An 11139-nucleotide genomic window follows, 5' to 3' on the forward strand; every position below is an offset into this window, starting at 1 on the left:
GCTTATCTCAGTCGGTCAGCGGCGCGATTCGCCGAGCGTGATCAGGACGACGGCCGCGACGATCACCGCGGCCGCGGCCAGAGTGCGCGCCGAGACGGGCTCGGAGGCGAGAAGCCAGCCGAGAAAGACGGCCACGACCGGGTTCACGAACGCGTACGTCGAGACGAGCGCCGGCGACGCGGCGCGCAGCAGCCAGACGTAGGCCGTGAACGCGACGAGCGAGCCGAAGACGACGAGGTAGGCGACCGCCGCGACGGACTTGCCCGAGACGAGGCCCGGCGAGAAGCGGGCCCATTCGCCCGCCAACCCCGAGGCGCCGCCGAGGAGCACGCCTCCCGCGAGCATCTGGAGGGCGGTCGTCTGGAGCGGCGACGCGGGCGGCTTGAAGTGGCGCGAGAGCAATGAGCCCAGCGCCCACGCGAAAGCCGCGAACAGGACGGCCGCGGCGCCCGCGAGGTCCACGCGCGCGCCCCCGAGGCCGACCGGCCCCACGAGGAGGACGACGCCCGCGATCCCGAGCGCGACGCCGACGAGGGCCTGGGGCGAGGGGCGGCGGCGCTCCTGGGGAAGCGTCGCCTGCAGGAGGACGATGAAGAGCGGCTCGACGGCCACGAGAAGCGCCGCGAGCCCGGACGCGATCCGCAACTCGGCCCAGACGACGCCGCCGTTGCCGCAGAGAAGCATGAGCCCGCCGGTGAGAAAGGCCGGGCCGAGGTCGCGGAGGGCGACGCGCGGCGCGCCCCGGTATTTGACCCACGCCAGGAGAAGGCTGCCGGCCACGAGGTACCTCGCCGCCGCCATCGTGAACGGCGGGATCGTCTCGAGCCCCCAGCGGATCGCGAGGTACGTCGAGCCCCAGACGACGTAGATGACGAGAAGCGCGGGGACGACGCCGCGTTTCACGGGGCGATCATCGCCTCCCAGACGGCGCGCGACATCTTCTTCGCGGCGGCAGTCACGCGCTCGCGGCCCGCCTCGTTCGCGCCGAAGTCGTTCGCGAGGAGGACGAGGACGTACTCCCTCCCGTCCGGCAAGCGGACGACGGCGGCGTCGTGCTGCACGGACGAGATCGAGCCCGTCTTATGCGCGACGACGGCGCCCGACTGCGGGTGCAGGCCGGCCGGGATCTCCTCGTTGAACGTCTGGCCGATCAGGATCTCCCAGGCCTTCGCCTTCGCGGCCGCCGAGAGCTTCGGCGTCCGGACGACGGCTTCCATGACGGCGCCCATCCCGGCGGCGTCGGTCTCGTTGTTCATGCCCTTCTCGAACGCCCTGGTGTCCTCGACGCACCGCCTCACGTGGACGGTCGGAGCTCCGAGCGCATCCGTGAACTTCTGGACCTCGGCGGGGCCGAGAAGCGTCAGGAGAATGTTCGTCGCGAGATTCGACGAGCGGACGATCATTTCGCGCGCGAGAAACTCGATCGTGGCCGTCTTCCCTGCGTATGCGACCGTGGGGCCGTCGTTGTCCTCGAGGCCGATCGAGAACGGCGAGCCGTCGACGAGGCTCCTGAACTCGTTCTTCACGGGCAGCTCGTCCGAGAGCCGAAGAGACCCCTCGTCCACGCGGCGGAGGAGCTCGAGGAGAACGGGAGTCTTCATCGTGGACGCAGCGTGCATGACCAAAGAGGGATTCTTTGAAAGGGAAAGACCGCTGGAAAGATCCTTGAACCAGATGCCGAAGCGCGCTCCGCTGGCGCGAGAGATTTCTTCGAGTGTGGATTCGAGTCGGTGCACCTTCGCGGCGCTGAGGCGCGCCCCGACGCCCTCTTCACCTTCTAAGAAATTCTTCTCTTTTTCCGTCTTCAATCTCCTCGCATACCGGAAGAGGGGCTTCAGGAACGGGCTGTCGTAAGGCGTGATCTGCACGCCCGGCACGTTGTGCCGCGTGGACTGCAGGACGGTGCCGTCGCCGATCCACATGGCTTCGTGGTCGATCTTGTCGGGCGTCCCGAAGAAGAGGAGGTCGCCCGGCCGGAGTTTCTCGAACGCGACGGGCACGAGCTGCGGATCCTGGAACGCCTGCTCGTAGCTGTTCCTCTTCAGAATGGCTCCGTGCTCCGAGAAGATCCGCGTCATCAGCCCCGAGCAGTCGAATCCGAGAGGCGTCGTTCCGCCCCACGTGTACGGTGCGCCGAGGAAGCGCTTGCCGAACGCGATCCAGTCGGAGGGAGAACGAAGAGGAAGATCTTCTTTGAAGGTGAAGAGGGCCGCGCCCGGGCGCGCGACGAAGCCGATGCGCCCGTCCGGCAGCGCGACCCGCACCCATTCGAACCCGCCGCCCTCTTTCGTCTTACCTTCTAAGAAATCCGAAAAAGCCATCGTTGCCCCGACCGGAGCGGTGAGGAGAGGACGAGCGGAGGTGAAGGACGGGGAGTTGTAAACGTGCGCGAAGTTCGACGTCACGCGCGCGAGCCTCGTCCCTTGTGCCGGCGCCTCCGCGCCGGCGCCGCGGCGCAGCGCCCGCTCGGGGATCCAGGCGATCTCGCCCGCGGCCGTCCGCACCTTCGCGAATCCCGCGGCGTCCTCGAGGATCGTCAAGCGGTCGCCGAGGATCGCCTGGTCGTCCACGCTCGACGTCTCGTCCGGCCGCACGTAGAGGTCCTGGACCGCGGACACGACCACGGCCGTCGTCTGCTTCGGGGGCGAGGCAGCGGGGCCCGCCGCGAAGAGGAGATTTGCCTCGAGAACGAGAAGGGCGAGTGCGACGCGCATCCGTGGATTCCACCATAATCGACCCATGACGCAGCCCATTTCCCGCCGCGGACTCATTCTCTCTTCCGCCGCCGCCGCCGCCTCTTCCGCCCTCCCGGAGGCCCTCTTCGCGGAATCCCCCTCCCGTCCGTCTGCGGCCCCGGTCTCCCTGTCCTACCGCCCCCTCGTCCTCAAGCTCGCGCACACGTGGACGATCGCGCGCGGTTCGTCCGACGAGAAGAAAAACGGCCTTCTCACGATCACGGCCGAGGGCGTGACGGGCTACGGGGAGGCCGCCGCGAACAAGCGTTGGGGCCAGAGCTGGGAGACGTCCGAGGCCGCGTACGCAAAGGTCGAGAAGGCCGTGGCGGGCCTGTCGCCGTGGGATCACCTGACGTGGCTCGAGAAGGCCGAGGCCGCCGCCGGGAACGACCACGAGGTCGTCGCAGCGCTGGACATCGCCCTGTGGGACTGGAAGGGCAAGCGGCTCGGGCGCCCGGTGCACCAGCTCCTCGGCGTGCCGGCGCACGGGATGCCGGTCACGACCTTCTCGATCGGCATCGACACGGCCGAGGTCATGAAGCAGAAAACGAAGGAAGCGGCCGCCTACCCGAAGCTGAAGATCAAGATCGGCCTCGCGAACGACGAGGAGAACATCGCGGCGATCCGTTCCGTGTCGAGCCAGGCGCTCACGGTGGACGCGAACGAGGGCTGGGCGACGGTAGACGAGGCGCGGAAGAAGATCCTCTGGCTGAACGGGATCAAGCCGCTCTATCTCGAACAGCCGATGCCGGCCGCGCTGGACGCCGAGATGGTGAAGCTCAAGGGACTCGCGACGTACCCTGTCCTCGCGGACGAGGGAGTCCTCACGGCGGCGGACGTCGCGAAGAAGGCGGGGCTCTTCGACGGCGTCGTCGTGAAGCTCGCGAAGGCGGGCGGCATCACGCGTTCGTGGGAACAGGTCGTCGTCGCGCGCGCCGTGGGCCTGAAGACGATGTGCGGCTGCATGATCGAGTCCTCCGTCGGGATCGCCGCGGGCCTCGCGCTGGGGCCGCTCTTCGACTGGCTGGACCTCGACGGGAACCTCCTGCTTGCGAAGGACCCGTTCACGGGGCTCCGGATCGACAAGGGCGTCTGGGCGATGCCGGAAGGCCCGGGCCTCGGCGTGACGCCGGTCCAGGTTTAGGCGGGGAGAACGAGGCGCGGCCGTTCGCCCGAGCGCGTGCGGCCGCGCGATTTGAGGAGGGCCTGGTCCGCGCGCGCGATCGTCTTCTCGAGCGTCTCGCCGTCCTCCCGCGCCGCCCAGCCCATGGAGAACGGGATGAGCAGCTCCCGGTCCGCGGTGGACTGCAGCCGCCGGGCCGCGAACTCGGTCGCGGCCGCGTCCCCGCCGTCGAGGAGGAGAAGGAACTCGTCGCCGCCCATGCGGACAGCCGCCTCTTCGGCGCGCGTCTGGCGCATGAGGAACCGCGCGACGCGGTTCAGGACGGCGTCGCCGGCCTCGTGGCCGAACTCGTCGTTGTACTGCTTGAAGTAGTCGAGGTCGACCATGATGCAGCCCCACGCGCCCGAGAAGGACGGATGGGACTCGCTCGCGTGGCGGCGCTCGAACTCGTTCAGGTACCGCCGGTTGAAGCAGCCCGTGAGCGGGTCGCGCAGGCTCTGGTCGAGGAGGCGCTGCTCGAGCAGCTTGCGGTCGGTGATGTCGATCAGGATGCCGTGGTAGAAGACCTCGCCGGACTCCGGGTCCTTCACGCACGTGGCCGAGTCGATGACCGTGCGGACCTCGCCCCCGGCGCGGCGGATCTCCATCTCGAAGTCCCGGACCGCGCCGTCGCGGTGGAGGAGCGCGAGCTCGGCCTCGCGCCGCGCGACGTCGACGACGAGGTCCGCCGCCCTCGAGGCCCGGAGCTCGTCGAGCGAGGACACGCCGAACATCGCGAGAAACGCGCGGTTCGCGTCGAGAACCCGGCCGTCGCGGTCCGTGACGTAGATCCCCTCGCGGAGATCCCGGACGAGGCCGCGCAGAGTCTCGGCGTCGTCGAGCCGGGAGAGCCTGCTGGGCATGATGAGCGGGCGCATCCTATAAGAAACCGCCCCGGGGAAATCAATCCCCCTTCGAAAGGCCCATTTTCCTGAGGGACTCGGACATTTCGAGTCCGCGGCGGACGACGTCGTTCCACGGGAACAGGGCGCCCGGGTCGTCCTTGCGGTCGGGGGCGATGTGCTGGTGGCCCGCGATCCACGGCGCCGGGATGTCGAACATCGCGGTCAGGACGCCGACGAGGCGGACGACCGTCTCGATCTGCGCTGGCGTGAACGGATACAGGTTTCCGTCGCCCGTGACCTCGACGCCGACGGAGGTCCGGTTGAGCGCGAGGCGGCCGTGGAGAGTCGAGGGCCCCGCGTGCCAGGCGCGGTGCTCGAGCGACACGAACTGGTAGAGGCGGCCGTCGCGCCCGACGAGAAAATGGGACGACACGCGGCTCTCGGGCTTCTGGAAGAGCGCGATGCACTCCTCGTCCGTGGCCTGCGACGTGTGGTGGAGGATGAGCGCCGAGACCGGCTCGATCTTCGACGGCCGGAACCCCTCCCACCACGTGTTCGGCATCGGGATCAGGCACGCGTCGCGCGTCTCGCCACCCGCGAGCGCCCACGCGTCCCAGAAGCGCCGGTCCGTGTCGCGGTAGACGCGGACGAGGTTCGACGGCTGCGTCGCCGCACGGGCTTCGGCGAGCGTCGTCTCCATGCGCGGGACCGCCGGACGCAGCGCGGGAGCGGCGGGAGGCTCCGGCGGGGGCGCGACGTCCGGGAGCGTCTCCGCCCACGCGTTCACGATCGCGGCCGCGATCTCTCCCATCGCGCGCGTGGCCTGGACCGTCGCGCCCTTCTGGTCCGGGATTCGGTCCGCGAACGCGACGAGGACGAATCGGCCCTTCTTCGTCGTCAGGATGCCCGAGTCGTTTCGCACGCCGCCGTAGCTCCCGGTCTTGCCGGCCCAGGCCGAGCCCTTCTCCTCGAGGAGCAGGCGGGGCAGCCGGTCCTTCGTGTGCTGGACGGCGAGGAGCTTCGCGACGACGCGGTCGGAAGCCGGGTCGAGGAGCGTGCGCGTCGCGACACGGCGGTAGTACTCGGCGGTCGCGTTCGGCGTCATGACGCCGAGGGGCGCCCACTTGCCTTCGCCCTTCCCGATGTCCGGGATGCGGCCGACGAGGCGGATGTCCGGGAGGCCGAGCCTTGCCATGCGCGCGTTCACGGCGTCCGCGCCGAAAAGGTCGATGAAATGGTTCGCGGACGTGTTGTCCGAGATCGCGATCATGAGCGAAAGGAGGTCGCGGTTCGTGGGCGTGAGGCCGGGGTCGAACTCGTCGAGCATCCCGGACCCCGCGGCGAGGCTCTTCGCCGTGAGCCTCCAGCGGTCCGTCAGGTCCAGCGTGCCCTCGGCGTCGCGCGCGGCGGCCTCGGCGAGAAGGGCGATCTTGATGACGCTCGCGGCCTCGAATTGCTCGGCCGCGTTCAGCTCGAAGCGGCGCCCGCTCTCGACGTGCAGGGCGACGAACCCCATGTGCGCGCCGCTGCCCGCCGCGAGCTTCGCGACGCGGCGGGCGAGCCCCTGGTCCTCGGGCGTCACGTGCAACGACGCGGGGATGGTCGTGCAGGAAGAAAGAGAAAAGAGAATGCTGCTTAGGAAGAGGAAGAGAAGAGGAAAAGAAGAAGAAGATTCTCTTAGAAAGGGAAGAGGGGAGGGGCGGCGGTGCATGCCGCCATGGCCGTGCGGTTGCGCTGCGCTGGCGCATTCACCTTCTAAGAAAATCCTCATTCCCCTCTTCTCCCTGTCCCCCGTTCTAACATGCACCGCATCGAGAAGGAGCAGCGCCTCGCCGCCCTCGACATGTTCCGCGGCCTGACGGTCGTCGGGATGGTGTTCGTGAACAACCCGGGCGACTGGGGCCACCTGTATGCGCCGTTCGGCCACGCCGAGTGGCACGGGTGGACGCCGACGGACCTCATCTTTCCGTGGTTTCTGTTCATCGTCGGCGTCGCGGGCGTGTTCTCGCTCGAAAAGCGCATGGCGCAGGGCGCCGACCGCGGCGATCTCGCGCGGCACGCGTTCCGGCGCGGGATGACGATCGTCCTCGTCGGCTGGCTCATGGCGTTCTACCCGTTCGTGCCGTTCTTCGAGCGCCTCGCGCGGCTGCGCATCCCGGGCGTCCTCCCGCGCATCGGGCTCACGTACGTCCTCGGCACGTGGATCCTGCTCGCCGTCTGGAAGCGGCGGGCGTTCGGCGTCGCGGCCGCCGTGAGCGTCCTCCTCGCGCTTCACACCTGGATCCTCCTCGGGACGGGCTACGACCTGACGCCCGCAGGCAACGTCCAGCGCGCCGTCGACCTCGCCGTCCTGAAGGGCCACCTCTGGAAGAACGCGCAGGGCTGGGATCCCGAAGGGCTCGTCTCGACGCTGACCGCCGTCGCGACGATGCTCACGGGGACGCTGACCGGGTTCCTCCTCCGGAGCGAGGCGAGCGTGAAGACGAAGGTCGCGCGCCTCCTCGCCTGGGGGGCCGTCGCGACGGCCGCGGGCCTCCTCTGGAGCCGGGTCCTCCCGATCAACAAGAACCTCTGGACGGCGTCGTACGTCGTCTTCACGTCGGGCGCGGCACTTCTCGCCATCGGCCTCTGTGTCGCCGTGATCGACGTCCTCGGCTGGAAGAAGCCGTTCGCGCCGTTTTTCACCTTCGGCACGAACCCCCTTCTCGTCTTCGTCCTCTCGGGCCTCCTCGCCAAGACGATGGGCCTGATCAAGGTGTCGGACGCGGCGGGAAAGGCGATCAGCCTCCACACGTGGCTCTACCGCGCCGGCTTCTCGTGGATCGCGGACCCCACGCTCCGCTCGCACGCGTTCGCGCTCGTCACGATCCTCTTCTGGTGGGCCGTACTCCGCGTCTTCGAGAAGCGGGGCTGGTTCTGGAAGATCTGAAGGGCGATCCGGATATGATGCGCCGAGATTCACTCAGGGGGTTCTGGACGAACGCGAACGGGCTCGTGATCGCGCTCCTTCTGGCCGCGCCTCTGTCCGCAGAGACGCCGGGCTCTGCCCCCGCGCCGAAAGGTCCCCTCACCGCGACGTCCAACCTCATGGTCGAGCAGGAGGTCTCGGTGACGACGCGTGTGAGCGGCGTCGTCGACAGCATCAGTGCCGACCGTGGCGAGCCCGTCAAGAAGGGCCAGGCTCTCGCGGTCCTCGACCAGCGGGAGTTCGTGCTGGACCGGCAGGCGGCCGAGGAGACGCTCCGCGTGTCCCGGGCGGATCTGGACCGTTTCGAGGAGCTCTCCCGTCTGGGCCTCGCGAGCAAGGCCGAGCTCGAGCAGAAGAAATCGCGATTCGAGCTGGCCGCGGTGGAGCTCGAGCGGGCGAAGCTCGTGATCGATCGCTCCGTGATCCGGGCCCCCTTCGACGGCGTCGTCGCGGATCGGTGGGTCCGCGCCGGCGAGAAGGTCCTCCTCGACGAGCACAAGCCGCTCTTCAAGGTCATGGCGCTCGAGCCGCTCCTCGCGCGCGCCTACCTTCCGACCGCCGCGCTGGGGTCGGTCCGCGTGAACGACGAGGTGGCCGTCTCGTCCGCGGAATTCCCGGACGTCCGCACGACGGGGCGGGTGTCGTTCGTGAGCCCCGTCGTCGACCCGGCGAGCGGCACGATCCAGGTCCTCGTCCGGGTCCCCCGCGACGCGAAGAAGGTGATGCGGCCCGGTCTCGGCGTGAAGCTGGTCTTCGCGCCCTCGTCGCGCTGAGGGTCCCGCGATGCCGGCGCATCCCCGCCCCTCGAAGCGGCGCCTGCGCTCCACGATGGACTCGGTCCTCCTGCACGACATGCGGAACATGGGCTTTCGCCTGGGTCTCGTCCTCGAGAATCTCGAGGAGCACTTCGGGGACCCCGACTTCAAGCGCAGCGTCGTGGAGCTCCTGCAGGGAACGCGCGACAGGCTCGACACGATGGTGGACCGCTGGACGGCGCACGCGGACTCGATCCTCATCAAGGTCGAGGTCGACGTGAACGACCTCGTCCGCGAAGTCCTGCGGGTGGCCCACGTGCGGGGCGCCGGCGGAGCCGGCCCGCGGAACGTGGCGGCCGAGCTCGCGCCGCTTCCGCGTGTGTGGGGCGACCCTCATTACCTCAGGGACGCTCTGCTCTCTGTGGTCCAGAACGCCCTCGAGGCCGTCGCGCCCGCGGGAGGGCGCGTGACCGTGCGCACGCGCGAGGAGCGCCGGGGTCGAAAGCGCTCGGTTGTCGTCGAGATCGAGGACGACGGCCCGGGGATGAGCGAGGAGTTCGTGCGCGACCGGCTTTTCCGGCCCTTCCAGACGACGAAGCCGGAAGGGGTCGGTCTCGGCCTCTACACGAGCAGCCAGATCCTGCTCTTCCACCGGGGAGACCTCGTCGTGGACAGCCGCCCGGGGGAAGGGACTCGCGTCCGCGCAATCCTGCCGGTCGAGGCCTCCTCGTGAGCGGGAAGGAGGGCCGCCTCGCGATCGTCGAGGACGACCGCGGCCTTCTCGAACAGCTCGTCTTCGCCCTCAAGGGGACGTTCGAGGTCGTGACGGCGCCGGACGCGGTGGCGGGCCTCGCCCTCGTCGCGCGCGATCCGGACCTCTTCCTGATCGACTTGCGCCTGCCGCCGTCCCGCGAGGCGGAGGAGGGACTCGGCCTTCTCGCGGCAATCCGGTCGAAGCGCCCCGAGGCCGCGGTCGTCGTCATGACGGGCGAGACGGACCGGCGATACGCTCTCCGGGCCGTCGAGCTCGGCGCGTTCGACTTCTTCCGCAAGCCCGTCGAGAAGGCCGACCTCCTTTTCGTCCTCGGCCGGGCGCTCGAGCGCAGCCGGCTGCTCGCCGAGAACCGCGCCCTGAAGGACGGAATGCTGCGCGGCCGCACGTTCGACGGCCTGGTCGGCGCCAGCGCGCCGATGCAGGCGCTCTTCGCGAAGATCGGGCGCGTCGCCCCTTCCGACGCGACGGTGCTCCTGCAGGGCGAGAGCGGGACCGGCAAGGAGCTGGTCGCGGAGGCGATCCACAGGGGCAGCCCGCGGAAGGACGGTCCGTTCATCGCCGTGAACGGGTCGGCCCTTCCGGAATCGCTCGCCGAGTCGGAACTCTTCGGGCACGAGAAGGGGGCTTTCACGGGAGCCGTCGCGGCGCGGCCCGGGAAGTTCGAGCTGGCGCACGGCGGAACGCTCTTCCTCGACGAGGTCGCGACTCTCCCGCCCTCGATCCAGTCGAAGCTTCTCCGGGTCCTCGAAGGCCGCGCCTTCGAGCGAGTTGGCGGCACGAAGACGATCTCGGTCGACATCCGGCTCATCGCGGCAGCCAACGAGAGCCTCTCGGGCCTCGTCGCGAAAGGCGCCTTCCGCGAGGACCTGTTCTACCGGATCAACACGGTCGTCCTCGAGCTGCCCCCGCTCCGCGAGCGGCGGGACGACATCCCGCTCCTCGTGGAGTTCTTCGCCGTCCGCGCCGCGCGGCGCCACGGCAGGCCGCCGAAGACGTTCACCTCCGAGGCGCTCGAGGCGATGAAGGCCCGGCCGTTCTCCGGGAATGTCCGCGAGCTCGAGCACCTCGTCGAGATGCTGACTCTCATGGCGGAGGAGGACGTGATACTGCCGGGGCACCTGCCGGCGTCGGGTCCGGCGGACGGCGGCGCCCCAGGCATCGAGCTTCCACTTGCCGCCGCGGTCGCCGGTTTCGAGAAGGAGCTGCTCGTGCGGGCAATCGCCCGGGGCGGAGGAGTCAAGGCGCGCGCGGCGGGCGCCCTCGGCCTCGACCCGAACCAGATGAAGTACCTCTGCCGGAAGTACGGGCTCTAGGTTGAATCCGTCAACTCCGGGTTGAAAAAGTCATCCGCGTGACGCGCCCCTCCCGGGCGATTGAGACCGGTTCGCGGCCAAAAGCCCGCGTTCCAGCCGTCGCCGCGCTCGCAGGAGCCTGGCAGCGCTCTTGCGATGGCAGGAGCGACCCAATCGGGAAATTCGGAAAGGGAGGAAATCATGGCAAACGAAGTACGAATCAAGCTGACGGCGGAACAGAAGGCGAAGATCAAGTCCGCGACCGGCAAGGTCATGAACGAGATCCGCGTGGGCAGCCTGGGCAGCAACCCGGCCGTGTCCTCGCCGAGCGCCATCGCGGCCCGCTCGGCCCGCGCGGTCGAGAACGCCCGCTCGGCTCGCGCGGTCGAGAACGCCCGCTCGGCTCGCGCGGTCGAGAACGCCCGCTCGGCCCGCGCGGTCGAGAACGCCCGCTCGGCCCGCAACGTCGAGAACGCCCGGTCGGCCCGCGCGGTCGAGAACGCCCGCTCGGCCCGCAACGTCGAGAGCGCCCGGTCGGCTCGCGCGGTCGAGAACGCCCGCGCGACCCGCTCCTCGGACAACGACCAGTAGAACGACACGCCTTCGG

General features: G+C 69.4%; 10 protein-coding genes. 6 read left to right on the forward strand and 4 right to left on the reverse strand.

The window, feature by feature from the left end; genetic code table 11:
• Positions 1 to 15: 15 nt before the first annotated feature.
• Together IPL89_05100 and IPL89_05105 are read right to left on the reverse strand one after the other, a co-directional pair.
• On the reverse strand, positions 16 to 903 hold the full coding sequence (locus IPL89_05100; protein MBK9062556.1) for an EamA family transporter: 888 nt from the start codon (positions 901 to 903) through the stop codon (positions 16 to 18).
• Positions 900 to 2714 (reverse strand): serine hydrolase, encoded by a 1815-nt coding sequence (locus IPL89_05105; protein ID MBK9062557.1) that lies wholly within the window; start codon positions 2712 to 2714, stop codon positions 900 to 902. Before IPL89_05105 ends, IPL89_05100 begins: the two co-directional genes overlap by 4 nt.
• Before the next feature lie 25 nt (positions 2715 to 2739).
• On the opposite strand from IPL89_05105, the gene IPL89_05110 reads away from it, so the two are divergent.
• A complete protein-coding gene (locus IPL89_05110; protein ID MBK9062558.1) occupies positions 2740 to 3879 on the forward strand; it encodes a dipeptide epimerase in 1140 nt (379 codons plus the stop codon).
• Here the strand turns inward: IPL89_05110 and IPL89_05115 are convergent.
• Both IPL89_05115 and IPL89_05120 read right to left on the reverse strand, forming a co-directional pair.
• Positions 3876 to 4760: a sensor domain-containing diguanylate cyclase gene (locus tag IPL89_05115; protein ID MBK9062559.1), complete on the reverse strand. Its 885-nt coding sequence runs from the start codon at positions 4758 to 4760 to the stop codon at positions 3876 to 3878. The two genes, IPL89_05110 and IPL89_05115, sit on opposite strands and share 4 nt — an antisense overlap.
• A 40-nt stretch (positions 4761 to 4800) precedes the next feature.
• Positions 4801 to 6453: a serine hydrolase gene (locus tag IPL89_05120; GenBank protein ID MBK9062560.1), complete on the reverse strand. Its 1653-nt coding sequence runs from the start codon at positions 6451 to 6453 to the stop codon at positions 4801 to 4803.
• 90 nt (positions 6454 to 6543) lie between these two features.
• Here IPL89_05120 and IPL89_05125 point away from each other — a divergent pair, with 90 nt between their 5' ends.
• From IPL89_05125 to IPL89_05145, 5 genes are all read left to right on the forward strand, one after another.
• Positions 6544 to 7671, forward strand: coding sequence for a DUF5009 domain-containing protein (locus tag IPL89_05125; protein MBK9062561.1), 1128 nt, complete (start codon positions 6544 to 6546; stop codon positions 7669 to 7671).
• Between the two features lie 17 nt (positions 7672 to 7688).
• On the forward strand, positions 7689 to 8483 hold the full coding sequence (locus tag IPL89_05130; protein MBK9062562.1) for an efflux RND transporter periplasmic adaptor subunit: 795 nt from the start codon (positions 7689 to 7691) through the stop codon (positions 8481 to 8483).
• A gap of 10 nt (positions 8484 to 8493) precedes the next feature.
• Positions 8494 to 9198, forward strand: a complete 705-nt coding sequence (locus tag IPL89_05135) for a hypothetical protein (GenBank protein MBK9062563.1) — start codon at positions 8494 to 8496, stop codon at positions 9196 to 9198.
• Complete coding sequence (locus IPL89_05140; protein ID MBK9062564.1) at positions 9195 to 10553, forward strand: sigma-54-dependent Fis family transcriptional regulator; 1359 nt, start codon at positions 9195 to 9197, stop codon at positions 10551 to 10553. The genes IPL89_05135 and IPL89_05140 overlap by 4 nt, the downstream gene beginning before the upstream one ends.
• Before the next feature lie 180 nt (positions 10554 to 10733).
• A complete protein-coding gene (locus IPL89_05145; protein ID MBK9062565.1) occupies positions 10734 to 11123 on the forward strand; it encodes a hypothetical protein in 390 nt (129 codons plus the stop codon).
• Positions 11124 to 11139: the final 16 nt, after the last annotated feature.

The organism is Acidobacteriota bacterium (assembly GCA_016716715.1).
Lineage (GTDB): Bacteria > Acidobacteriota > Thermoanaerobaculia > UBA5066 > UBA5066 > Fen-183.